Annotated in this window: 20 protein-coding genes; 11 read left to right on the forward strand and 9 right to left on the reverse strand. The window is 37.2% G+C overall.

The features are described 5' to 3' along the window. Positions 1-10 precede the first annotated feature (10 nt). Together C4S38_RS12965 and C4S38_RS12970 are read right to left on the reverse strand one after the other, a co-directional pair. Complete coding sequence (locus C4S38_RS12965) at positions 11-637, reverse strand: NUDIX hydrolase (RefSeq protein ID WP_099463362.1); 627 nt, start codon at positions 635-637, stop codon at positions 11-13. Positions 638-649: 12 nt separating this feature from the next. Beyond that, complete coding sequence (locus tag C4S38_RS12970) at positions 650-2,104, reverse strand: DUF4153 domain-containing protein (protein WP_103984053.1); 1,455 nt, start codon at positions 2,102-2,104, stop codon at positions 650-652. 166 nt (positions 2,105-2,270) lie between these two features. On the opposite strand from C4S38_RS12970, the gene C4S38_RS12975 reads away from it, so the two are divergent. From C4S38_RS12975 to C4S38_RS13000, 6 genes are all read left to right on the forward strand, one after another. Further along, the gene (locus tag C4S38_RS12975) at positions 2,271-2,753 is read left to right on the forward strand and encodes a ferritin (protein WP_199163400.1); all 483 of its coding nucleotides are present in this window, start codon (positions 2,271-2,273) and stop codon (positions 2,751-2,753) included. Between the two features lie 115 nt (positions 2,754-2,868). Continuing rightward, positions 2,869-3,351, forward strand: coding sequence for a ferritin (locus C4S38_RS12980; RefSeq protein WP_103984054.1), 483 nt, complete (start codon positions 2,869-2,871; stop codon positions 3,349-3,351). A gap of 191 nt (positions 3,352-3,542) precedes the next feature. Continuing rightward, complete coding sequence (locus C4S38_RS12985; protein ID WP_103984055.1) at positions 3,543-5,216, forward strand: GAF domain-containing sensor histidine kinase; 1,674 nt, start codon at positions 3,543-3,545, stop codon at positions 5,214-5,216. 65 nt (positions 5,217-5,281) lie between these two features. Next, on the forward strand, positions 5,282-6,565 hold the full coding sequence (locus C4S38_RS12990; RefSeq protein WP_103984056.1) for a M64 family metallopeptidase: 1,284 nt from the start codon (positions 5,282-5,284) through the stop codon (positions 6,563-6,565). A 42-nt stretch (positions 6,566-6,607) separates the two neighbouring features. Beyond that, on the forward strand, positions 6,608-8,293 hold the full coding sequence (locus C4S38_RS12995) for a M23 family metallopeptidase (RefSeq protein WP_103984057.1): 1,686 nt from the start codon (positions 6,608-6,610) through the stop codon (positions 8,291-8,293). A gap of 135 nt (positions 8,294-8,428) precedes the next feature. Next, positions 8,429-10,177: a phospho-sugar mutase gene (locus C4S38_RS13000; RefSeq protein WP_099463356.1), complete on the forward strand. Its 1,749-nt coding sequence runs from the start codon at positions 8,429-8,431 to the stop codon at positions 10,175-10,177. A gap of 141 nt (positions 10,178-10,318) precedes the next feature. Here the strand turns inward: C4S38_RS13000 and C4S38_RS13005 are convergent, their stop codons facing one another. From C4S38_RS13005 to C4S38_RS13020, 4 genes are all read right to left on the reverse strand, one after another. Beyond that, on the reverse strand, positions 10,319-13,102 hold the full coding sequence (locus C4S38_RS13005; RefSeq protein ID WP_234999377.1) for a hypothetical protein: 2,784 nt from the start codon (positions 13,100-13,102) through the stop codon (positions 10,319-10,321). A 159-nt stretch (positions 13,103-13,261) separates the two neighbouring features. After that, the gene (locus C4S38_RS13010) at positions 13,262-13,858 is read right to left on the reverse strand and encodes a MarC family protein (protein ID WP_099463354.1); all 597 of its coding nucleotides are present in this window, start codon (positions 13,856-13,858) and stop codon (positions 13,262-13,264) included. Between the two features lie 33 nt (positions 13,859-13,891). Then, positions 13,892-14,656: a TIGR03915 family putative DNA repair protein gene (locus tag C4S38_RS13015; RefSeq protein WP_103984059.1), complete on the reverse strand. Its 765-nt coding sequence runs from the start codon at positions 14,654-14,656 to the stop codon at positions 13,892-13,894. A gap of 3 nt (positions 14,657-14,659) precedes the next feature. Beyond that, a complete protein-coding gene (locus C4S38_RS13020) occupies positions 14,660-15,919 on the reverse strand; it encodes a putative DNA modification/repair radical SAM protein (protein WP_103984060.1) in 1,260 nt (419 codons plus the stop codon). Positions 15,920-16,205: 286 nt separating this feature from the next. Here C4S38_RS13020 and C4S38_RS13025 point away from each other — a divergent pair, with 286 nt between their 5' ends. The 3 genes from C4S38_RS13025 to C4S38_RS13035 all read left to right on the forward strand — a co-directional run bounded on the left by C4S38_RS13025 (position 16,206) and on the right by C4S38_RS13035 (position 19,638). After that, positions 16,206-17,102 (forward strand): YitT family protein, encoded by an 897-nt coding sequence (locus C4S38_RS13025; RefSeq protein WP_103984061.1) that lies wholly within the window; start codon positions 16,206-16,208, stop codon positions 17,100-17,102. Between the two features lie 74 nt (positions 17,103-17,176). Continuing rightward, the gene (locus C4S38_RS13030) at positions 17,177-18,376 is read left to right on the forward strand and encodes a pyridoxal phosphate-dependent aminotransferase (protein ID WP_103984062.1); all 1,200 of its coding nucleotides are present in this window, start codon (positions 17,177-17,179) and stop codon (positions 18,374-18,376) included. A 17-nt stretch (positions 18,377-18,393) separates the two neighbouring features. Continuing rightward, positions 18,394-19,638, forward strand: a complete 1,245-nt coding sequence (locus C4S38_RS13035) for an ABC transporter permease (RefSeq protein WP_103984063.1) — start codon at positions 18,394-18,396, stop codon at positions 19,636-19,638. Between the two features lie 8 nt (positions 19,639-19,646). Here C4S38_RS13035 and C4S38_RS13040 read toward each other — a convergent pair whose 3' ends face one another. The 3 genes from C4S38_RS13040 to C4S38_RS13050 all read right to left on the reverse strand — a co-directional run bounded on the left by C4S38_RS13040 (position 19,647) and on the right by C4S38_RS13050 (position 23,783). Beyond that, positions 19,647-20,636 (reverse strand): endonuclease/exonuclease/phosphatase family protein, encoded by a 990-nt coding sequence (locus C4S38_RS13040; protein WP_103984064.1) that lies wholly within the window; start codon positions 20,634-20,636, stop codon positions 19,647-19,649. Between the two features lie 20 nt (positions 20,637-20,656). Further along, positions 20,657-22,177 (reverse strand): hypothetical protein, encoded by a 1,521-nt coding sequence (locus C4S38_RS13045; RefSeq protein ID WP_103984065.1) that lies wholly within the window; start codon positions 22,175-22,177, stop codon positions 20,657-20,659. A gap of 148 nt (positions 22,178-22,325) precedes the next feature. Continuing rightward, positions 22,326-23,783, reverse strand: a complete 1,458-nt coding sequence (locus C4S38_RS13050) for an aminoacyl-histidine dipeptidase (RefSeq protein ID WP_103984066.1) — start codon at positions 23,781-23,783, stop codon at positions 22,326-22,328. A 147-nt stretch (positions 23,784-23,930) separates the two neighbouring features. On the opposite strand from C4S38_RS13050, the gene C4S38_RS13055 reads away from it, so the two are divergent. Both C4S38_RS13055 and C4S38_RS13060 read left to right on the forward strand, forming a co-directional pair. After that, positions 23,931-24,149 carry a hypothetical protein gene (locus C4S38_RS13055; protein WP_099463345.1) on the forward strand — a complete coding sequence of 73 codons (219 nt, stop codon included), beginning with the start codon at positions 23,931-23,933 and terminating at the stop codon, positions 24,147-24,149. Positions 24,150-24,171: 22 nt separating this feature from the next. After that, positions 24,172-24,777: an OmpH family outer membrane protein gene (locus C4S38_RS13060; protein ID WP_103984067.1), complete on the forward strand. Its 606-nt coding sequence runs from the start codon at positions 24,172-24,174 to the stop codon at positions 24,775-24,777. Positions 24,778-24,790 lie beyond the last annotated feature (13 nt).

Genomic DNA, 24,790 nt, shown 5'->3' on the forward strand with positions numbered 1-24,790 from the left:
GCAAATGGAGCTAATCTAAATAGACCGTTTGCGAAGGATTTTTATAGTAACCGAACATCTGTTTTATTTGTTCGGGAAGTACTCGCTCGAGAGATAATGGAGGAAGTTGGTCTAATTTGAAAAAGCCTTTTCCCAGAATATCAAAGGTTTCGTTGAATGTCCCCCCGGTTATCCTGCAAAGAATAAAGAATTTGTACACGTAAAACGGAATAGCAGGGTGAGGATGTTTGCTCATATCCATGACGGCTAATAGCCGGACAGCTTCTGCGTCGAATCCGGTTTCTTCCTTTACTTCTTTTATGGCAACCTCTTTAGGTGAGAATCCTACATCCGACCAACCGCCGGGAAGAGACCAAAGTCCGTCGGCTTTCTCGCGCACAAGCAGTATTTCGTCTTTTTCGTTGAATATAACAGCGCGAATATCAGCCTTAGGTGTGGTATATTCTTTTAAGGGATGATAGCATGCATGCACAGTTTCGTTATCTATTCCGGCAGAAAGGGCGGTTATTTTATCACTGATTTGTATCAGTTCTTCATACCGCTCGATGTCATATTCGTTATCCGAATAGGTAAGTCCGTTTTGGGCTAAAGCCCGGATGCGTTGGGAAAAAAGTATCAGTTCTTTTTCTTTTTCCATAAAGATGAAAATTTAACGTTGTAAATAATATGCAGGATCGATATAAGAAACATGATAAATGGAGTCGCGTGTCAGGGATATGCGGCCGATTACTAATTTGATTGAATCCAGGTCTAGTTCAAAAATTTTAGAATTAGCACTGTCTGGTATCGTATCGGTTGCTGTAAGGCCTATTTTATACATTTGATGGAGTAAAAAAGTGTCTATTTGTTCTTTGAACAGCAGGTTTTTGTTCCCCTGGTACACATAAAATGTATCATAAGCCTGATCTGTCCAAATTCCATCGGTCATGTCGGTACCTACAAGTTGTATGGTTTTATAGTCTTTTATCTCTATTGCGTTGTTATTGTTTAAATCGATGTAAGACGGATAAACATATTTTTCCTTAGACTGTGTATTACCTCTTGCAGACTGTGAAATACGTTCGATATCGGATGCGGTTATTCCTGGTATATAGGTGACGGACGATAAAAGTATTACTGCCAGGCATGCGATGTATAAATAATGTGCTGTACGTTTGAATATGAACATGATGGCTGTTCCGGTTAGGATTAACCCTGTTACGACCAGATATACGCGTGGTTCAGTGTAACCATATTCGTTGATGCGGTATAAAGATCCGACCCAATACATGATTAGTGCCGGAAAAACAGCCAGGCTGGCATGACGATAGAACCATTCGTAATGACGTTTTTCCAGAAATTCCTGACATCCTTTTAACATAAAAGTAGCCGAAGTAAAACTGACTACAATATAAGCTACTGCTCCTTTGGGTAGCGACCATAGGACGGTTATCTTAATAAAATAAAGATATAATATGACAGCATATATCAATAGGGCGGGAGAAAGGACATAGTTCATCAGTACATTAAAAGTTTTGTTGCCAGCATAGTTTACATTCTCTTTTCTTTGGTTGAACATGAGAAATAGCAAAGGCATTATGCCGAGATAAAAAAAGCAGGAAGAGTAAGAAATATAATCATATTCGTGGCCTTCCCATATTTCAAAAATATAACTGATGGAATAATAGATGGAAAGCGATAATAGCCACGCAATGGATGCTAATACGGCGGCTGAAAGTAAAGCTCCTATATAATGAATCCCTATTTGCATAAATGCATTGTTGTCTTTCTTCCAGCATCCAGCCAAATAGGCTAGTTGGATAGCAATAAGGCTGACCAGATAGGTTGGATAATGTCTGGAGATGTCTATGAACAGGAATGGCAGGAAAGACAGTGCTGATAGGTAATAGAGCCAACGTCGTTTTTGCCATGTTAGTTGGTTGAGGATGTAGGTAAATAAGAAGATAACCGGAAAATAGAGTAGCGCCATTTCTGTATTTTGGCCTTTATAATTATGATGGTAGCATCCGATTATAAAGAACAGAATGGAAAGGAATACTTCCATCGGATTACCTTTTACAGCTTCTTGCAGGCGGGCAATGAATATTTCAATTCTTTTTTTCATGTGCATAATTAAGTTATATGTTTAGAACGTATAAAGATAGGAGATATTATTCTCCTTACAGCGGGCTTCAGTCAAAATAGAAATTAAATAATCTCTATTTGGTATAAACTAAAATTCTAGTGGCTTGTTTTATTATAAAATAATTTCATTAAAACGAACCATTATGATTTTAAGTAGAAAACTATCAGATGCTCTGAATGAGCAAATAAATGCAGAAATGTGGTCGGCTAACCTGTACATGTCTATGTATGCGCATTTTCTGGTCCTTGGACTCGACGGATGTGCTCATTGGATGCGTAAACAGTCTGAAGAAGAAACAGAACATGCTTATCGTATGATTGATTATTCGGTACAGCGTGGCGGACAGGTAAATATCAGTCCGGTTAATTCGGTTCCTACAGCTTGGGGAAGTCCGCTTGAAATTTTTGAACACATATATAAACACGAAACCTATATTTCTGAACTTATAGATAAACTGGTTGATGTTGCTTCTGCGGAAAAAGATAAGGCGACACAGGATTTTTTGTGGGGATTTGTCCGTGAACAAGTGGAAGAAGAAGCAACAGCTAAAAATATCGTTGAAAAATTAAAATCGTATGGCGAACACCATATTGCCATTTTAGATCATCAGTTGTGTAAAAGAAGCTAAGAAAAAACAAAGAATTAGAGGTTGAAAGTATAGCTTAAAATTAAATAAATACTTATTTTTGCAATAAACATTTCACAATCATTGTGTCAAATTAATATTGAAAGGGTATAATGCTATGATTTTAAGTAAAAAACTAACGGAAGCATTCAACGTTCAAGTGAATGCAGAAATGTGGTCGTCTAACCTCTATTTGTCGATGTCAGTGTATTTTCAGAAAGAAGGTCTGAATGGTTTTGCTCATTGGATGCGTAAGCAAGCCGATGAAGAAATGGAGCATGCCCACAAAATGATCGATTTCGCAATAGACCGGGGTGGTGATATTACAATCGGTCAGATAAATGTTGTCCCGTCTGCATGGGGCAATCCATTGGAAGTTTTTGAACATGTCTATAAACATGAAATACATGTTTCTGAAATGATCGATAAAATGATGGATATAGCAGAAGCCGAAAAAGACCATGCAGTTAGAGATTTCTTGTTTGGTTTTGTGCGTGAACAGGTGGAAGAAGAATCGACGGCTAAGTCTATTGTTGATGAATTGAAACATTATGGCGAATGTCATTTTGGAATAATGGATCATAAACTAGGAAAGAGATAATGTGAAATTTGTATATTTGAAACAATTTGTTGTATATTCTGTTCAAGAAAGGTTGCATATTATATGCAACCTTTCTTATTTGTGTTAAATTGATACTTTTTTAGTTTGAAAATATATTAAATGAAATTTATTTTCTAGATTTGTCTGTCTTGAATATCAAAAGAATTTCAGAAAACTATATACTGGTATATATGGCCTCAGTATCTAATATCAAACAAATTATTTCGGAAGTAATAGCTTTGCTTTTCAATTCAGAGGAAAAAGATGCCATAGAAAAAGCAATGAAAATACTTATTGACTTTTTTAATGCTGATTGGGTTTATGTCGCAACTTTTGATACTGAATATAAAGTAGCTGATTTTTTGTATGAGGTTACAAGTACCTGGGTCGATACTTCCAAAGAAGATTCATCTGTTTTGTCTTATGAAACAATACCATGGATGATTGATACTCTTATTTCCGGAAACGATATTGTACTTCACGATATTAAAGATCTGCCCGAAGAAGCACATATAGACCGGAAATTATTTCAAAAGCAAGGATTATTGTCTATGTTGGTGTTGCCGCTTTCTTTTCATGGAAAAATCAGAGGCTTTCTTGGTTTTGATGCTATTCGTGTCCGCCGCCAATGGACATTGTCAGAGATAGAAAATGTTCGTATTATCTCGAATATATTCTCTATTATTATAGAACGTCAGAATGTCCTGGAGAATATTCAAGATTCCCGGAAACGTTTATTACAAAGTAATATGCGTTTTCAGATGATATTTTCTAACTTGCCTGTTGGAGTAGAATTATATGATACGGATGGATTCCTGATTGATGTAAATGAGGCAGATGCCCGGATTTTTGGGAGTCGCCGGGAATGTTTGTTGGGAATTAATTTATTTGAGAACCCGAATCTTCCTGTAAATGTTGCCGGTTGCTTAAGACGATATGAAAATTTTGATTTGCCTGTTACTTTTCATTTCGATAAGATTGGTAATTATTATTGCAGTACTATTACAGACCGTGTTAAGTATCTTCAGATAAGAGGGTTGATTTTGCATGATGAAGAATTGGGGAAGATTGGCTATTTGCTTATTATCAGTGATAATACAGAGAACCGCCTGAAAATGGAGATGGAAGAGAAACTGAGAAAAGCGGAAGAAGAGAAACAGAAGGCAGAGCTTGAGATGGAGAAAATACGGGAAGCGGATAAGTTGAAATCGGCTTTTCTGGCTAACATGAGTCATGAAATCCGTACCCCGCTTAATGCTATAGTTGGTTTTTCCGGAATTATGGCAGAAATGGAAACTGTTGAAGAACGTCGTTACTTTCAGGATATAATCAATAAAAATAACGAGTTGTTACTTCAGCTGATATCTGATATTCTTGATTTTTCGAAAATAGAAGCCGGTGTCTTGAAATATCAGAAAAAAAGTATAAATCTAAAACACATATGCCAGGGAATAGCTAATATATACATGGCATCGGAGTTTACCCATTTGCGTTTTGTTTTTGATAAAGATGCCCATCCTGATTTATTGCTCCATACAGATGAACAGAGAATCCGGCAGATTATTATAAACCTTATTTCGAATGCGTATAAATTTACAGATAAAGGGCAAATTGTATTATCTTATAAGCTTGTGGGAGAATTTGTTCAGATTTCTGTTACAGATACAGGTATAGGTATTCCTCCGGAATATCACGATAGTATATTTGAGCGATTTGTGAAAATAGATAATTTTAGCCAGGGAACAGGTTTAGGTCTTCCTATTTGTAAAACAATTGTAGAAGCTTTGGGTGGAAAAATAGGGCTTGAGTCGGAGTTGGGAAAAGGTTCCATTTTCTGGTTTACACTTCCTTTGTTTTCGTATTGACTGTAAGGAGATAAATATTTCCTATATTTGTATGCATAATTAAAAGCCAATGAAAACTACTTGTTATGAAAACACGACTTTCTTTTCTTTTGTTCTTTTTGGTTTGTGGCCTGGCATGTATGGCACAAAATGAATTTGATACTTATTTCCTTCCCAAAAGTCTGCGGATAGATTTTGCTCTTAGTGGAAATGCCAAATCTCAGTCGGCTGCAATTCAACAGTTTCGGGAAGAACCCGTTTGGGGAGGACCTCGGAAAAATTTGATAGATAAGTTTAATTATGGCGGATATTATGTGAATATATATAACAAGGCCGATAATCGACTGATTTATTCTCGTGGTTTTAATACGTTGTTTGAGGAATGGCGTACTACGGAACAGGCTGATAAAGAAACACAGTCATGGACAAATAGTATTTCTGTTCCATATCCGAAAGCTCCGGTTTTGATTGAAATTACTGCCCGGGATAAGAAAGATATGAAATTTCATCCATTATTGAAAACAGGAATGGATCCTTCCAGTATTTTTATTGATCGTGGAAAACTGAAGGATAATAACATTACTCGAGTTCAGTATAAAGGAAATCCGGCAGAAAAAGTAGATATGGTCTTTTTGGCTGAAGGTTATACAAAAAACGAACAAGATAAGTTTATTGCAGATGTTAAGCGTTTTGCCGAATCGTTATTTAAAACCGCCCCTTATGATAAGTATAGGGATGATTTTAACGTTTGGGCGGTTGGGTTAATTTCGGAAGACTCCGGTACGGATATCTCGGGTCAAGGCGTTTTTAAGAACACGGCACTTAACTCGGGTTATTATACGTTCGGAATAGACCGGTATTTGACAACGCCTGATATGAAATCTATTCGTGATGCCGTTTGGAACGTACCCTGTGATGCTATTTTTATTCTTGTGAATGCAGATACGTATGGTGGCGGAGGTATGTATAATTTTTATGCAATGGGTACGGCGGATAATGTAAAAACCCAAGTTGTGTTTGTTCATGAATTCGGACATAGTTTTGCAGGATTGGCAGATGAATATTTCGCATCTTCTGTTGCTTATGTAGATTTTTATAATCTGAAATATGAACCGTGGGAACCCAATATAACAACATTAGTGAATTTCGAAACTAAGTGGAAAGATTTGCTGCCGGATAATACTCCGGTTCCAACGCCATTGGATGATGAAAATAAAGATAGAATAGGGGTGTTTGAAGGCGGGGGCTATATTGCTAAAGGTATTTATCGTCCTATGGATCATTGTATGATGCGGGATTATGCACCATTCTGTCCGGCTTGTAGCCGGGCTATTGTGCAGATGATAAATTTCCTGACCGATAAAAAGTAAAGATATTTTCCGTATGTTTGTCCGATATAACGACAAGATATTATGCAAGTACATCATATTATAGCAGGCATTTGTCTGACTTCTTTTATTGTAACTTTACCTCTTACAGCGCAGGAATATCAAGCACCTTTTGATTTTCCGATCCTATTGAGCGGAAATTTCGGAGAATTAAGAAATAATCATTTTCATTCGGGGATAGATTTTAAGACACAGGGTGTTGAAGGTAAGCCTGTGCATGCTGTAGAGGAAGGATATGTTTCCCGCATTTCGGTTAGTCCCTGGGGATATGGGAACGGACTTTACTTGACTCATCCAGATGGAACAACTACGGTCTATGGGCATTTGAATAAATTTTCTAAAAAGATTGCCGACTATGTGAAAGAGCAGCAATATCAAAAAGAGAGTTTTAATGTGGACTTGAGTCTTACCCCTGATATTTTCCCGGTGAAAAAAGGTGAAATAGTAGCTTTGAGTGGTAATACGGGAAGCTCGGGAGGACCTCATCTGCATTTTGAAGTACGAGATACGGAAACGGAAGAAGTGCTTGACCCGATTGACTATTTCAGGGATAAAATCACAGATACACGGGCGCCCAAAATACAAGGTGTTATGATTTATCCTATATCAGGGCAAGGTGTTGTGAATGGCAGTAGCAAGAAACAGGAGTTGAAACTTATTACTTCTAAAGATGGAAAACAGGCTGTTACAGGAAAGTTGGAAGCGTGGGGTGATGTCGGGCTGGCTGTTAAAGCATATGATTATATGGATAACACTTCCAATATTTATGGAGTGAAAGAAATTACTTTATTGGCAGACAGCCAGGTTTTGTTTCATAGTAACCTGGATCGTTATGCATTTGATGAAACCCGTTATCTGAATAGTTTTACGGATTATGAGGCCTGGAAAAACAAACGTTCATTTTATATGAAAAGTTTTATAGAACCGGGTAATCGTTTGCGGTTTATGGAAGGAATAAACCGGGGTATACTTTCTGTGGACGAACCGAAAACTTATCATTTAATTTATAGGTTGTCCGATACATTTGGTAATACGACTCAACTTTCCATATGGATTGAAGGAAAACAACAAGCTATACCGGAACCGGATACTTCCGGTGTAGAGTTTTTCCATTGGGGAAGCGATAATAAGTTTGGTGCTAAAGGTATACGGCTTACTATTCTACGTGGCAGTTTATATGACGACGTGTTGTTCAGATATGAGGTGAAAGAAGATGAATCTGCATTGTCTGCAATCCACGTTTTGCATAATCAGCCGGTTCCATTGCATAAATCAGCACAGTTGTCTCTGCGTTTGCAACATGACACTTTGGAAAATAAGCAACAATATGGGGTGGTACGTGTACAGAATGGACGTGCATCCTGGATGGGCGGAGTTTACAGGAATGGTTGGATAGATGCTGACATTAAAGAATTGGGGAGTTATATGATCAAGCAAGATATAAAAGCTCCGGTTATCACGCCTCTGAATCCGGCAACCTGGGTAAACAAACGAAGCATTGCTTTCCGGCTGTCGGACGATTTAAGCGGTGTGCAAACATATAAAGGAACTGTAGACGGGCAATTTGTATTATTTGAAATGAATAATAAATCTGTAATTACTTATCGCTTTGATAAAGAAAGGTTGAAACCCGGCAAACATGACCTTGAACTTGTTGTGACAGATGCTTGTGGCAACCAATCTGTTTATAACCACACGTTTAATTGGTAGATAAGATACTGGCTTGAATTTGAAACCATTTTAACGTCGAAAATCATAGTTGAAAGATTTGTTTAAATCAATTAATTCGTATATTTGTTTTCTTTATAATAGAGTAATTTGTTCAACAACAAACACAATATAAACATGGAAAACAACGAGTTATTGGAAATGGTCAGAAGTAAGGCTCAAGGATGGCTTACTAAGAGTTATGATGCCGAAACACGTGCGCAGGTACAAGCTTTGTTAGACAACGAAGATGCTACGGAATTAATAGAATGTTTCTATAAAGATCTGGAATTTGGAACAGGCGGCTTGCGTGGAATTATGGGTGTTGGCTCTAACCGTATGAATATTTATACTGTTGGTGCTGCTACGCAAGGCTTATCTAATTATCTGAAAAAAGAATTTGCTGATTTAGATCAGATAAAAGTCGTAATTGGTTACGATTGCCGTAATAATAGCCGCAAGTTTGCTGAAATATCGGCAGATATTTTTTCTGCAAACGGTATCAAAGTTTATTTGTTCGAAAATCTTCGCCCTACACCTGAAATGTCATATACTATCCGCAAATTAGGGTGTCAAAGCGGAATTATCCTGACTGCATCCCATAATCCGAAAGAATATAATGGCTATAAAGCATATTGGGATGACGGAGCACAGATGATAGCACCGCATGACCGTAATACAATTGCCGAAGTAAATAAAATACGCAATGCCAGCGATATCAAGTTCAAAGGCAACAAAGAATTAATTGAAATTCTTGGTAAAGAAATCGATGATCAATATATTCACGATCTGACAACAATATCTTTGTCCCCGGAGTCGATAGTCCGTCATAAAGATATGAAGATCGTTTATACTCCGATTCATGGAACAGGCGTTAAGTTGGTTCCTGATGCTTTGAAAGCTTTTGGATTCACGAACATTATTCACGTTCCTGAACAAGACGTTGTAAGCGGAGATTTCCCAACTGTTGTCTCTCCCAATCCGGAAGAACCGGCTGCGTTATCTATGGCAGTAGAAAAAGCAAAAGAAACAGATGCAGAACTGGTATTAGCTTCTGACCCGGATGCAGACCGTGTAGGTGCAGCTGTTAAGAATAACGAAGGCGAATGGGTTCTGTTGAATGGTAACCAGACTGCTTTGATGTTTGTTTATTATTTGATTACCCGCTGGAAAGAACTAGGTAAAATTCAGGGCAAGGAATATGTTGTGAAGACGATTGTAACAACGGAAACAATTCGTACTATTGCAGAACGTAATGGTGTGGAACTGTATGATGTTTATACAGGTTTCAAATGGATTGCCGATGTAATGAAGAAGAATGAAGGCAAGAAAAACTACATTGGTGGTGGTGAAGAAAGCTATGGTTTCTTATGCGAAGACTTTGTTCGTGATAAGGATGCTGTTTCGGCCTGTGCTATTCTTGCAGAAATTGCTGCCTGGGCAAAAGACCAGGGATTATCATTATTCCAATTGTTACAGAAAATTTATGTGGAATATGGATATTCAAAGGAACAGGGAATTTCTGTAGTGAAGAAAGGTAAGAGCGGGGCAGAAGAAATAGAAGCTATGATGAAGAAGTTCCGCGAAAATCCATTGCAGGAAATAGCAGGTTCAAAAGTGACATATTTCTATGATTATGCTTCGCTGAAAGGTCATAGTTTTGCTGATAATGAAACTTTATCTCTGGATATGCCTACAACTTCTAATGTATTGCAATATTTTACGGAAGATAATACGAAAGTCTCAATCCGCCCTTCAGGAACAGAACCTAAGATTAAATTCTATTGCGAAGTGCATTCTAAGATAAACAGTGTGAATGATATTCCGGAAGCCGAAAAAGCGGCTGTCGAAAAGATCAATCAGATTAAAGCATCATTAGGTATTTAATCGATTGTTAAATTTATAAGATTGAATAAGGAGGCTGTCTAACAATCAAAGTTAGGCCGTCTCCTTTTTTTGAATACCCATTGGATATTCATAGTTATGAGTTGGAAAAATCATAACTATGGTTTTCTAAACTCATATCTTTTATTTGTGTTCTCTCTTTTCTTCATGTTCTTCAAATTTCTTTTTTTCCCCTTCAAAGAAGCGTTTTACTTTCCCGAAAAAAGACGAAATACCTTTTGCGACATCTTGTTCTGTTTTTGATACACCGACAGAGGCTGCAACTGCCGGACGAAGAAGCTGCCATAGGTAATTGAATGTTGAATGATATGGATCACGTTCTATGTACATGTTTATGTATCGGAGTTTGCTGTCTGCCTTTTCCGGATGGCTCGGATTGTTATCCCTAAGTAATAGATTGGCCAAACCTGATAGAAATGCGTTGCTGTGAATTTCGCCATTCTTCTCTTTCTGCAAAGAAACTTTAAGGTTGCGATATGGAAATTGCAATTCTATTTCCCCGCCTTTACTGGATGCATCCATATTAAAAGAAAATCCGTTAGTCCACCCGCTTTTTATTTCGGCTGAAACCAGCGGTGTGATGATTTCATTTAGTGCGGTTAAATTCAGACTATCCATTTGGGCATGTAGTAAAAACCGGTCGTTTAATGAATCAACCGGTAATTTCCAGGTAGCCGCAAAGTAACCTTGCCCCATTAGTTTACCGTTTGCATCTAGCCGTATGTATTGATTATTGGAGGAGATGATGTTTGTCAAACCGGCAAAATGTCCGTTCATATCTGTAAAATAGATCTTTCCCGGCAGTGTTCCTTTCTTTTCCAGTTCTTCATAAATAACAGAGAAATTTTTTATGTCTGCATTCCCAATAGTGAATAGAACCGGTGCTTTTTGAATAAAAGAGTAAACCATCGGGACGATATGAGGTTCGACATAAATCTTTTTGTTTTTAAAATTCTGCAATAATACATCTTTTATTTTCAGATTTCCTATTTTTAATTGATTATGAGTGAAGTAATGTGGTATGTCAATATCTGTCAGTGAGATATTTCCTATTTTTACATCAAACCAATCTTTATGTTGTGGTTGTTTATAAGCAAATTCCATTTTAGGATATGGCGATACTAGATGTAAGCTATCCAGTATTAGCTGGGATTGCTTCAATTTCAAAGTTCCGATGTTTAAAAAGTAAAAACCGTTGTCTAATGGAATTTTTATGTCTTTTGTCTGGAAATAAATGTCTTTTAGATTATATTTTTGTTTGATATTATCTATATAGACTCCTGTTAATTCCAGATCAAAAGGTGAAATTATCTCATCTGTTTTTGTACTATCGTTGACTATGTTTATGTATTCAAAACGACCTTCTGTTATTTTAATTTTATCTAACACGACCTGATTTGTAAAAGAACCGAGTTGCTTATAAATGTTTTTAATGTTAAATTGGGCTTTGCTGGACTGTGGTGGTAATATTTTCTTTTTTTGATACCATTTGAAAGTAAGTTGGGGCCGTACAATTGTTAGTTTTCCCATATTTAAGATACTTAAGTTTGTGCCTTTTTTATAGAATAGGCCATTTAAGCCGACAGAATCTATTTGGCCGGAAATATAATCTTTGTGTGTGTTTGTAGATATAGGATTTAATTTTACTTTGTTTATCTGGAAATGTTTTGTTTCTGTATTTAACATCATGTTTTCTATCTGGAAGTGATAGTTATGTGCCGGCATCATTCCATTTATTCCTGAGGCATTGAATGAAAAACTGCGAAAATATCCCAGATCATATTTTTCAAACGAAAGAGAATCGATTAGAAATTCATTCCCCCGGAAACTAAAATTGTCCACTTGATAAATATCCTTGAATTGATGTTTGGATTGGGAATAGTTGAGGTGTGCATCGTTGACTGATACTTGATGAATAGATACACTATGCAGTACTGGGGAAATAATATCATATAAAGATAACGCCTGTACGATTGAATCTGTTTTTGCAATATCTGTTGAATCTTTATTAGAACCTGATTTTTCATTTACCAGATTGAATGCTTCTATGTCAGGATTTGAAATATTAAAGGAATGTGCTTCTAAGTAATTCAATGCATGTTTACGTTTAAAGAAAACACCTTTTGCTTCGATGTCATGTATATTGGCCAGTAGAAAATTGTCAGGCTTCTGTTTTCTTTCGTTCCATAATTTTTCTTGGGGAAGAATGCGTATATCTTTGATGTATATGATTGAATCTTGGGTGTCTAATGCGATACTATCTGTTTGGAGTAAAAAATCATTGTTTGTCAGTAATGTCTGGGGGCGATTGGTTTTAAAGTCAAAGTTGTCGCAATATAATAACTTACCGTTTGTGGATGATAAAGAATCCAGCCAGAAACCATATCCGTGGAAGCTAACATTGTTAAGTGCATATATAATAGGTGTGGACGAGTTCTGGACGGTATAAAATATACTGGCATTTTCCAGGTTAAGTGTACGGACGCTTAATACATTAATGTAAGGTGATATAATTTCGTATAATGTTTTTGATTTGCTGTGTTTTATCTCTGCTGCTGTGTGGTTGGCATAAAATGGGCTGAATAGATGTATTTCGGGTGACTTGATTTCGAAAGATTGAAAATGCAACCTTTTAAAATTCCAGCGCCAGGTAAGGTTTACACCTCTGAAACCAATAGTTCCGACTTTTGCATTGATATATATGTCGGGCAGGCTGTCTTTTGATTCCCATAAATGAAAGGTTGCCGGGTCGGGGGTAAAAGATACGCCGCTGATTTTCAATTCGCCTTTAAAAAAACTGATAGACAAATCATTAAAAGAAAGTTTGTAAAAACCGTCCGTCGCTTTAGAAGTTCGTTCAACCAGTTCCTTTTTAAGGAATCGTTCCAGGCGATTGGTTAAAACCATGTTCAGGACGAAAAGGACAGCTGACAGTAAAATGACAGATGAAACTATAGATTTTATTAGCCTTTCTATTTTTCGCCCTTTCATAGATTTTTTTCCGGATAAAAATGCCTTGTATAATAGAAAACAAGATCAGTGAAGTTATGTTCCCGGATTTATTCTCTATTTCTGCAAGCCGTCAAAAAGAAGTGCGATATTGGATGTGAATAACCTGACCGAAATAGCTAACAGAATAATACCGAAGAATTTCCGGATCATATATATGCCGCCTTTCCCTAATATTTTTTCCACTTTAGCCGTCATGCGGACAACAAAATAGACCCATATCATATTTAATATCAAAGCAACTAAAATATTGATAGAAGCATATTCGGCTCTTAGCGAAAGTAATGTAGTAAATGAGCCTGCCCCAGCTAATAAAGGAAAAACCAGAGGGACAAGAGTTGCTTCTTTTATAGGGCCTTGATTCTTGAATATTTCAATGTCCAGAATCATTTCTAATGCCAGCAGGAATATGATAAAAGAACCTGCAACTGCAAATGATTCTATGTCTACGTGAAACAGTTGGAGTATATAATCCCCTACATAGAAAAATCCTACCATCAGTCCAAATGAGATCGTTGTAGCTTTCAGTGCATTAACGCCTTTTCCACGTCGTTTTAGTTCTACAATGATAGGAATAGAGCCAATAATGTCGATTACGGCGAATAAGACGATAAAGGCACTTGCCATCTGTTGGAAATCAAAATTGGATAACATAGCTTTATTTATTTATGATTTTTGTTTTGTCTTTTATTTTTTCTCAGGCATGTATTTCCAGAAACGCTCCGGCATGTTTTGCCTGTGAAGTTTAGGATTTAAACGCTCCTTTATGGCAATCGATTTGAAATAGGCCGACCACATTTGTTGAAATAGTTTTTCGTCTTTATCCATTATATCTTCACTTAATAAACCCGAAATGAGATGTGAATCTTTATTTTCGAAGTGTACTTCTATTGTTTCCTGCAAATCATAATAATAACCATATTCACGTTTTAAATCGTAAAGAAGCCATCTCTGATCGGCGAAACGGTCTGTTAAATGTGATAAAGTGAGTGGTAATACGTTGTATAATGGTGCTAATGCTGCAAAATAAGTTCCGTCGGAAGCTTTCTGGAAACGTAAAAATTGTATGACACGTAAACGTTCCTGACTCACTTTTTTCCATATTTTTGAGACTTCAAGTACATCCGGGTCTCCCAGGTTATATTCTATTGTTTTCGGAGCATCAATTGCCTTGCGTATATAACGAAACAAAAGCATGTCTACTTCCGGTAGTTCCGACAACCACGTAATGCTTAATCCGGACAATGACAATTCTGATATTTTTTTCTGCAGTCCTTTCCATACACGTTCTGCTTTTGTCCCATCTGTATATATAGTTACAGCTTCATCGTAGAACAGCGGTAGAGGTTCCTTTTCTGTTAGTAAAACATCCGGGAATGTCCGGCGGGTATAAGCGTCGAATACTGCGGTTAGCAAACCTTCAAATGTTTTGTCATAAATAAAAATAATCATCTGCTATTCTTGAAACTGTATTATCAATTGTCGGTCGTCTGTTTTTGTGTTTGCTTTTTTCGTTAATATCTGCCGTAAAGCCTCGGGACTCACTTCGTTTATTGTCTTTACCGGCAGTTCGCGGCAGGTAATGAAATACTGGGCTTTTTTCATAACAACACCTATTTTCTTTAATTGTTCACTTCCAAGGTTTGAATATCGGCGGGAGACAATGATTATCTGGGCTGATTTTATACCTATTCCGGGTACGCGGAGCAACATCTCATAATCGGCTTTATTTATATCTACCGGAAATTTTTCAGGGTGACGTAGTGCCCATGAAAGTTTCGGGTCAATTTCTATATCTAAGTCAGGATATGTGTCATTCACGATTTCATCAACTTTAAATTGATAAAAACGCAACAACCAATCGGCTTGGTATAAACGGTTTTCGCGGACTAATGGCGGTTGTTTTAGTGCAGGCAAACGGTTGTCGTAAGAATTGACAGGAATAAAACCTGAATAATAAACCCTTTTCATTGTTGGTCTCTGATAAAGAGCAGAGGAAAGATGCAAAATATCTTTGTCTGTATCTGCTGTTGCGCCAACAATCATTTGTGTGCTTTGTCCGGCTGGGGCAAAACGTGGTGCAGAGCGGAAACGTTTTCTTTCTTCAGCGCTTTGTAATACACCTTGCTGAATGTAGCGCATAGGTGTAAATACGCTTTGGAAATCTTTCTCAGGCGCTAATATTTGCAGGCTTTTTTCATTTGGTATCTCTATATTCACACTTAAGCGGTCTGCATATAGTCCTGCTTCATTGACTAATTCCTGACTTGCTCCGGGAATGCTTTTCATGTGAATATAACCATTAAAGTGATAAATTAAACGAAGGTCTTTTATCGCTTTTACAAGTCGTTCCATTGTGTAGTCCGGATTACGGACAACACCTGAGCTTAAGAAAAGTCCTTCAATATAATTACGACGATAAAATTCGATTGTGAGGTTAACTAATTCGGTTACGGAAAGTGTTGCCCTCCGTATATCATTGCTTCTACGGTTTATACAGTATGCGCAATCGTATATACAATAATTGGTGAGCATAATTTTCAGAAGGGAAATGCAGCGTCCGTCTTCGGCAAAGCTATGGCAAATACCCCAACCGGCAGCACTGCCGATACTTCCGTTCTTATGTGAACGTGAAGTTCCGCTGGAGGCACAAGATACATCGTATTTTGCTGATTCGGCCAGGACTTTCAATTTTTCAAGAACTGTTTCATTCATTTTATTCCGAAAATTATTTTTACAAATGTAACAATATTGGGTGAACAAATATAGGACTTCTGTAGATTTAACAAGAGTGGTTATATAAAAAGGAAGAGCATTTTTACAGACGTTCTTCCTAAGTAATTTGTAGTTAAGATTGGTCGTTTATATGAATGTTTTTGACAAACTGGTAATTTCAAATCTTTCTTTTCAGTATAGGAATGAAAAGTTATTTTCTTCGTTAAGTTCAAATCTTTTTTTGTCTATATTTGCAACATTTTACAAATAACGCTTAATTCGAAATATGAAACAAAAAATGGCAGTACCTTCTAATGCTACATTGAAAAAAAACGCAGCCGATTATTCATTGATTGTTGTGGGTTCGTTTTTGCAAGCTCTTAGTTATGTGCTTTTCCTTGCTCCGTATAAAATTGTACCGGGAGGCGTGTATGGTGTTTCTATTGTGATCCATTATGTGACAAAGGGATTGTTTCCTTTTTTGCCGGAGGGTTTGCCTATGGGGGCTACTGCATTATGTTTCAATATTCCGCTAATGTTCCTGGCGATGAAAAAGATAGGTCTTTCGTCGGGGCCTAAAACAATAGTTACCTTTTTGCTAATTTCCATCTTTACTGATACACTATCTTATTTTCTGACAGACCCACTGGTGGAGAATGATGCTTTTATTGCGGCATTTTATGGTGGTGCCATTTTGGGAGTAGGCGTAACATGTATATTCCGTGCCCAAAGTACCAGCGCGGGTACGGATGTGTTGGCGCGTGTTATTGCTAATGATTCGAATTTGAAAGTTAGCAATATGATTATAGTGTTAGACTCCGCAGTCGTGTTGCTTGGGCTGATTGTTTTCAGGGATTGGGCGGTTCCGTTGTATTCGTGGTTTACTATTTTTGTATATGGGAAAATTGTAGAAATGTTTCAGGTGGAAAATCCGAATCGTGCAGTATTTATCGTTTCTAAGAAGACACAGGATATGAAGAACCTGATTGTGAATCAGCTAGGCATGCGTGGTACGTTTATTCACGGAAAAGGTATGTATGAAGGTCTGGAAACGGAAATAATATTCACGATAGCCGAACGCAAAGATCTTCCGAAATTAAAGGATGGAGTGAAAGAGATTGATCCACATGCATTCGTTTCAACTATGCATGCCAGTAAGGATTCTCCCCGTCCGGGCATTTAATTTCTTATTTTCAATTCCCAATTATCAATTATTATTATCTTTGCCCTTCAAAAGGAAAAAAATAATAGTAAAAAATGCCCAACATCTCACAACGAGGAGTCAATATGCCGGCTTCTCCTATCAGAAAGCTCGTTCCGCTTGCCAATAAGGCAAAAGCACAAGGTATTAAGGTGTATCATCTTAACATCGGACAGCCCGATTTACCTACGCCCGAAGTCGCGATGGATGCGATGCGCCATGTAGACAGGAAAGTGTTGGAATACTCGCCAAGTGAAGGAATACGAAGCTTCCGTGAGAAATTGGTTCTTTATTATGAAAAATTCAATATTCATGTAAATATTGATGATATAATTATTACTACCGGAGGCTCTGAAGCTGTATTTTTCTCATTTATGGCTTGTCTTGATCCGGGTGATGAAATTATTGTACCGGAACCGGCTTATGCTAATTATATGGCATTTGCTATTTCATGTGGAGCTGTAATTAAGACTATACCTTCTACTATTGACGAAGGATTTGCTCTTCCGTCTGTTGAAAAATTTGAAGAACTGATAACGTCTCGCACAAAAGCAATTTTGATTTGTAATCCTAATAATCCGACTGGCTATTTGTATACACAAAAAGAAATGGACCAGATTCGTGATATAGTAAAAAAGTATGACTTGTTTTTGTTTTCTGACGAGGTATATCGCGAGTTTTGTTATACAGGAGCTCCTTATATTTCAGCTTTTCATTTGAAAGGAATTGAGAATAATGTAGTTTTGGTAGATTCTGTTTCTAAGCGTTATAGTGAATGTGGTATTCGTATAGGTGCACTGATTACGAAGAACCAAATGGTGAAAGAGAATGTTATGAAATGGTGTCAGGCTCGTTTAAGCCCTCCATTGATCGGACAAATAATAGCCGAAGCTTCTCTGGATACACCGGAAGACTATATGTTGGAGGTTTACAATGAATATGTAGAACGTCGTAAATTTTTGATTGACGGACTGAACCGTATTCCTGGTTGTTATTCTCCGATTCCTATGGGAGCTTTTTATACGGTTGCAAAACTTCCTGTGGATGATGCTGATAAATTTTGTGCATGGTGTTTGAGTGAATTTAGTTTTGAAGGACAAACTGTTATGATGGCTCCTGCATCAGGTTTTTATACAACACCCGGTTTGGGAAAAAATGAAGTACGTATAGCTTATGTCCTGAAGAAAGAAGATTTGGCTAAGGCTCTGATTGTCCTTCAGAAAGCATTGGAGGCTTATCCGGGCAAAACAATATAAGCTGACTGTCAACTGTTTTGAGTTTAGAATTATTCATAGCAAGAAGAATACATTTTAGCAAGGAGGGTGATCGGAAAGTTATATCTCCTGCTGTTCGTATTGCCATTATTGGCATTGCTTTAGGGCTTGCTGTGATGATCCTTTCTGTGGCAATTGTCATAGGTTTTAAAAAAGAAGTCAGGAATAAGGTAATCGGTTTTGGCTCTCATATTCAAATTACAAATTTTGACAGTAACTCTTCGTATGAATCAACGCCAATTGCTATAAGTGACACTTTGCTGCAAAACCTTCGTGTATTTCCTGGTATTCGGCATGTTGAATCGTTTGCAACCAAGCCAGGCATTTTGAAGACAGAGAATGACTTCCAGGGTATCGTACTGAAAGGAGTAGATACAGATTATGACTGGACATTTTTTCGGAATAATCTGAAAGAAGGAAATATCATTTCTATCGATCCGGATAAAAATTCTACTGATGTTATTATTTCCCGTTATTTGGCTGATTTATTGCAACTGAATGTGGGAGATTCATTCCTTACATATTTTGTCCAGGATAATGTTCGTGCCCGTAAATTTCATATTGCAGGCATTTATGAAACGGGTTTTCTTGATTACGATAAGCTTTTTGTTATTGCTGATATAAAACAGATACGCCGGTTAAACGGTTGGGAAAAAGATCAGGTGAGCGGCCTTGAGCTATTTGTTGATAATTATGATAATTTGGATCAGATTTCTGAAGATTTATATTTTGATCTTGCTGAAAAACAAGATCGTAATGGTAATACGTTCTATGCCCGCTCTATAAAAGAGTTGAACCCGATGATATTTAATTGGCTGGACGTATTAGATATTAATGTTGTGGTAATATTGGTGTTAATGCTATCTGTTGCTGGCTTTACCATGATTTCAGGATTGCTGATTATTATTTTGGAGCGAACGAATATGATTGGTATTTTGAAGGCTTTGGGACAGAATAATACAAGTATACGTCATATTTTTTTGTATGTATCATTTTTCCTGATAGGTAAGGGTATGTTATGGGGGAATATAATAGGTGTTTTCTTATGTCTGATGCAATCCCATTTTAAGATAATTACCCTGGACCCGTCTATATATTATCTGGATGCAGTGCCTGTCGATTTGAATATTCTGTCACTCGTTTTGTTGAATATAGGGACACTTTGCATATCAATGCTGATGATGCTTGGTCCTTCTTATTTGATAACTAAAATTGATCCGGCTCGTAGTATCCGTTTTGAGTAATTTTACTGTTAGTAGGAGATAATAAAATCGGCAATTAAAGGTAAATGATCGCTGTAACCTCCTTCATATCTGAATCCATAATAAGTTCTGAATGGTCTGGTTCCATGCCATGTTTTATCTTTGGTGAACAAGAACGGAGGTGCGTATATCCGAGCACTTTGAGGAATGTAGTGGAAGGATTTTGTGGTATCGATTAAATCTCTGCTGATAATTATATGATCCAACTGGCTCCAGTTTCCTTGATATTTGTGGCTTCCTTTAGGTGAAAACTCTTTCAGATTTGAAAACAGGTTGTGCAGGAAACAAGATTGTTCTATTTTTGTCAAGCTCTTGTTCTCGGGCGTGTCATTGAAATCCCCCATAATGATGAAATGTGCACTGGTACGGATTTGCTTTAGTGAATCACATAGATTGATGAGTGTTGTTGTTGCGTCTATACGGTCGGTTTCACTCTCTTTTTCTCCACCGTAGCGAGATGGAAAGTGGCAGACAAAAATGTCTAAAGTATCTTCTGTAATTAGTTTACCCCATACATGTAACAGGTCGCGTGATAGTTTGTGCTTTTTATGTGAGTATGAAATAGACTCTGCTTTGTGACCAAGGTATTTAAATTTATCCCGTTGATAAAGTAATGCCACATTAATTCCCCGTCTGTCCTGACTTTGTGTGATACAATAGCGATATTGTTGCTGGCGTAATGGTGTACGATTAAGAAGATGAACTAATGCGGAATCGTTCTCTATTTCACATAGGCCTACAATTGCCGGCGTATCCCATTCGCCAATGGCAGATATAACTTTTGCTATATGTTGTAATTTGAGATTATATCGCTTTTGAGTCCAATGTCTGTTTCCGGAAGGTAAAAAGTCGTTATCGTCTTTATCCGGATTATCTGTTGTGTCGAATAGATTTTCTACATTATAACTCATTACTCTGAAATTGGTTTGAGCTGTCGCGGAGAAAGTAACCAAAAAGAAGAAAAACGTAAATAGTTTCATAGTTCAGGTTCTGGTTTATCTCATTGCTTATTGTTTTCTTTTGGAACATATTCATACGCTCCAATAGTTGGACCGTTAGTACTAGATAACCGGTCTATACCATAACGGTCTTTTGGATATTTCCGGGCAACAGATAAATCAGCTTTGCCTATGCCTTCTTCTTTATCACTGGCAAGCCGGAAATCGAAAGCATATTTGTTCTCTTTTTCTCCTGTTTGTATATACTCCGGACTTTTTGTTATAAAGATAACGTCCTTAAAATTGTTATTAGCTTCGCCTTTAGTTTTAATCAGACAATGATTAAAAAGAAAATCGAAACTGGTGTTTTCCGATTTAAAGGTTGCTCCGGACGTGATTTGTAACTCTCCTCCTAATTCCTTTTCTCCGGCTGAAAAGCTGCCATCTATAATACAGTTGTCAAATTGTGCCTGTATAATTGGATATGGGCCGCTTTCGTTGACCGTAGCATTATTAAATATTCTGAGTGTCTTACTAGGCACTTCACCTTTGCTTTGGCTGTCTCGCGTTAATAAGACCATATAATTGGCCAATGTGCAATGTGCAAAATAATATTTACCACCAATGAGCGTAACAACGCTGCCTTTTGCATTACTGAATTCACTGTTTGTTGCTGTAATGTTACAATTGATAGCACTGAATAAATCTTTACTCATATTTGTTATCTGCGAATTGCTGATCTCTAGTTTGCTTAATTCAGGTTCTGATAATTCGCAAGAAATGCCTGTCGTGCCATTACGGACAATAACGTAATTCATTGTGTTGTTAAAACTGGCTTTTTTGAATATAATTCCTCCCCATTGTCCCGGAGTTCGGTCGTAAGGCAATACATTATCCAATATAAAATCCAGCCGGTCTCCACGGAATATGACCGGTTGATCTTGGGTGCCGTTGGCTTCCATTGTTCCACGTACAATAATGTTTGCTTTGTCGTGCATGTAAAATGTCGCACCTTTTTCAATGGTTACTTTTGCGTTGGGGGCGATAACCAGACTGTCGTAGATCAGATAAGGACGATTGGCGGTAAGTATACTGTCTTTAGTGATGGTAACCCCACCTTTATATAAATTTACATCCTGTCCATAAGCTTCAAGTATAACAGATTGTTGCATTCCGTTTGTGACGAACACGATAGAATCTTCAATCAATAAAGGTTGATCCGTTCCATTTGGGTCTACTGTCACTTCAACGAAAACATACATGCTATCTTTGGCAAGAATGCTGACGTTACTGAAAGAGTCTCCTTTTCTGCCGTCTACATTAATACGGAAACCTGTCGTTCCTCCTCCTGCCAGCAAGATGGATTCAATATTGAGTGCTTCTGAATTGTTGTTATAAATCATCAATTGTTTTGTGGTGGAACCAATTGTACTGAATATGGTGTCAAAAGCTACTGTATCTTTAGAAAAGTCCAGCCTGTGGTTTGGGTTTGTGGAATAATGTTCGTCCAGTCCGTCGCATCCTGATAAAAGATTCAGTATTACAGCGGAAAGAATGAATATTATTATGGTTAATCTTTTCATTTTCTGTAAATGTTAAATAATATGCCTTTTTGTTCTGTTTCTTATCAATAAACAAATTTTTTCTAATTATGTTTCCAAATCGAGGCATAAAAAAGAGGATTAACATATTGCTATGTACATCCTCTCTTATAACGGACAATACTTTGTTTTATTTTGCAGGAATACTCTTTAATAATTCAACTAGATGATTCCACCACAAACCAACAGTATCAATCTGTATGCGTTCATTCGGCGAATGAACTTCACGTAGAGTCGGACCGAATGAAATCATGTCCAGGTTAGGATATTTCTCGAGGAATAATCCACATTCCAATCCGGCATGTATAGCCATAATTTTGGCATCTTTATTAAATAAACGTTTGTATGTTTCCTGGGCAACTTTCAGTATTTTGGAATCTGGATTTGGAGCCCATCCGGGGTAACCGTCTCCATGGCTTACATCTGCGCCTGCAAGTAAAAATGTTGATGCTACTTGGTTGGCAACGGCTATTTTACATGATTCAATGGAACTGCGTTGGCTGGTTCCTATAACAATTGTATTGTGTTCTTTCATCTTTACGGAAGCCAGGTTTGTCGAAGTTTCGACTAGCCCTTCAATATCGTGACTCATGCCAATAACACCATGCGGGCACGCATGTAATGCAAGGATTAGTTTTTCTGTAGTTGTATTATCAATATGCACTTCAGGACGATCGGCAGATTCCATTGTAATTTGTACTTTCGGGTCGATATGCTTTAATTCATTTTCAATATCCGCAGTGAAATGATTCAGCATGATGCGTACGTTTTCTTTGTCTTCCGGACGAATGCCTATTACAACATGTGCTTCGCGGGCAATGGCATTGCGTAAATTACCTCCGTCAATAGAGCATAAAACAAACGGATATTTCTGTTTTAAAAGGAATAAGAAACGAACCAGAATTTTATTGGCATTACCTAAACCTTTGTGTATTTCGCCGCCGGAGTGTCCTCCATTCAATCCTTTTATATCAATACGGAAATATTGCATGTTGGGAGAGGTTGGTTGCGGATGATAATGAAAAACGGCTTGTGTGTCTTTGCCTCCGGCACAACCCATAAATATTTCACCTTCATCTTCACTGTCAAGATTTAGCAGGATTTCTCCGGTCATAAATCCTTTTTCGATGGCTTTTGCTCCGGTAAGCCCGGTTTCTTCATCAACTGTGAAAAGACATTCGACAGGACCATGTTCAATATCGTTGGAAGCCAGGATGGCTAATTCTGCAGCTACGCCGATGCCGTTATCCGCACCAAGTGTAGTTCCGTTTGCATGGAGCCAATTCCCTTCTACGACAGTTTCAATAGGATCTTTATCGAAATTGTGAACGGTTCCGTTATTTTTTTCGCAAACCATATCCATGTGCGATTGTAAAATAACGGTTGGACGGTTTTCCATTCCCGGAGTAGCCGGCTTAGACATTAAGATATTGCCTGCAGCATCTTTTTTGATAGCTATATTGTACTCTTTGGCAAATGATTCAAGGAATTGGATCATTTTACCCTCTTTTTTTGACGGACGGGGAACTTGTGTTACCTGATGGAAAAATTTCCATACGATTTCTGGCTTTAAATCTGTAATCTTCATAATGTTACGATGTATTATAGATGTTACTCTATAGTTAATAATATGGTATCTCTAAGGATAATGTTCGAAAAAAAGTAGAATAAAATACCGAAAAGATATTTTATAATCAGTTAAACTCTTATATTTGCGTCCACAAATATAGAGAAAATGCTTACAACGTTATTGCTTGCTGTCATAATTCTTGTTATAAGTGTTGTGTTATTATCTATCAAAGTGTTGCTGAAAAAGGGAGGAAGGTTTCCTAATACACATATCGATGGTAACAGGGCATTAGGAAAGAAGGGTATACATTGTGCAAAAACACAGGACAGAGAAGATGCGGCTCAAAAGAATCTATATGATAGAATGAAAGAAATAAAAGAATAAATAAAGATTTAATTTACACTTTATGAAGAACATTAACTACGTTATTAACGGTGTGCTTGCTGTGGCTGTAATAATATTGTTTATTATGCAATTTTCCGATAAAAAGGAATCTGAGGTCACAAGAACATTTACTTCCGGGGAGGATACAACAGGGATACTTCCGATTGCCTATGTCAATGTTGACTCTCTTTTACAGAATTACAATTATTCAAAAGACCTGAATGAGATTATTTTGAAAAAATCAGAAAATTCCCGTGCCAGTATTACACAAAAAGCCCGGTCATTGCAAAGTGAAATGCAGGACTTTCAGCGTAAAGTGGAAAATAACGCATTTCTTACCCGTGAACGCGCAGAATCTGAACAACAACGTTTGATCAATAAACAACAGGAACTACAGAACTTGGATAATCAGTTGGCTCAGGAATTGGTTGCTGAACAACAGAGGGTAAGTGAGCAACTTCGTGATACACTGGTTTCACAGTTGAAAGAATTTAATAAGGATAAACATTTCCAGGTAATTTTCAGCAATACTGTAGGTGATAATATTTTATTGGCTGGTGATGCTTATGATATTACAGGTGAATTGATAGAATATCTGAATAAAAATTATTCATCTCAAAGTAAGTAATAGCTTTTAGAAA

It is taken from the genome of Parabacteroides chinchillae, from assembly GCF_900108035.1.
GTDB lineage: Bacteria > Bacteroidota > Bacteroidia > Bacteroidales > Tannerellaceae > Parabacteroides > Parabacteroides chinchillae.

What these genes read in the sequence shown, in the direction of transcription:
- C4S38_RS12965 (WP_099463362.1), bottom strand. Translation starts at nt 637, where the DNA reads ATGGAAAAAGAAAAAGAACTGATACTTTTTTCCCAACGCATCCGGGCT.
- C4S38_RS12970 (WP_103984053.1), bottom strand. Translation starts at nt 2,104, where the DNA reads ATGAAAAAAAGAATTGAAATATTCATTGCCCGCCTGCAAGAAGCTGTA.
- C4S38_RS12980 (WP_103984054.1), top strand. Translation starts at nt 2,869, where the DNA reads ATGATTTTAAGTAAAAAACTAACGGAAGCATTCAACGTTCAAGTGAAT.
- C4S38_RS12985 (WP_103984055.1), top strand. Translation starts at nt 3,543, where the DNA reads ATGGCCTCAGTATCTAATATCAAACAAATTATTTCGGAAGTAATAGCT.
- C4S38_RS12990 (WP_103984056.1), top strand. Translation starts at nt 5,282, where the DNA reads ATGAAAACACGACTTTCTTTTCTTTTGTTCTTTTTGGTTTGTGGCCTG.
- C4S38_RS12995 (WP_103984057.1), top strand. Translation starts at nt 6,608, where the DNA reads ATGCAAGTACATCATATTATAGCAGGCATTTGTCTGACTTCTTTTATT.
- C4S38_RS13000 (WP_099463356.1), top strand. Translation starts at nt 8,429, where the DNA reads ATGGAAAACAACGAGTTATTGGAAATGGTCAGAAGTAAGGCTCAAGGA.
- C4S38_RS13005 (WP_234999377.1), bottom strand. Translation starts at nt 13,102, where the DNA reads ATGGTTTTAACCAATCGCCTGGAACGATTCCTTAAAAAGGAACTGGTT.
- C4S38_RS13010 (WP_099463354.1), bottom strand. Translation starts at nt 13,858, where the DNA reads ATGTTATCCAATTTTGATTTCCAACAGATGGCAAGTGCCTTTATCGTC.
- C4S38_RS13015 (WP_103984059.1), bottom strand. Translation starts at nt 14,656, where the DNA reads ATGATTATTTTTATTTATGACAAAACATTTGAAGGTTTGCTAACCGCA.
- C4S38_RS13020 (WP_103984060.1), bottom strand. Translation starts at nt 15,919, where the DNA reads ATGAATGAAACAGTTCTTGAAAAATTGAAAGTCCTGGCCGAATCAGCA.
- C4S38_RS13025 (WP_103984061.1), top strand. Translation starts at nt 16,206, where the DNA reads ATGAAACAAAAAATGGCAGTACCTTCTAATGCTACATTGAAAAAAAAC.
- C4S38_RS13030 (WP_103984062.1), top strand. Translation starts at nt 17,177, where the DNA reads ATGCCCAACATCTCACAACGAGGAGTCAATATGCCGGCTTCTCCTATC.
- C4S38_RS13040 (WP_103984064.1), bottom strand. Translation starts at nt 20,636, where the DNA reads ATGAAACTATTTACGTTTTTCTTCTTTTTGGTTACTTTCTCCGCGACA.
- C4S38_RS13045 (WP_103984065.1), bottom strand. Translation starts at nt 22,177, where the DNA reads ATGAAAAGATTAACCATAATAATATTCATTCTTTCCGCTGTAATACTG.
- C4S38_RS13050 (WP_103984066.1), bottom strand. Translation starts at nt 23,783, where the DNA reads ATGAAGATTACAGATTTAAAGCCAGAAATCGTATGGAAATTTTTCCAT.
- C4S38_RS13055 (WP_099463345.1), top strand. Translation starts at nt 23,931, where the DNA reads ATGCTTACAACGTTATTGCTTGCTGTCATAATTCTTGTTATAAGTGTT.
- C4S38_RS13060 (WP_103984067.1), top strand. Translation starts at nt 24,172, where the DNA reads ATGAAGAACATTAACTACGTTATTAACGGTGTGCTTGCTGTGGCTGTA.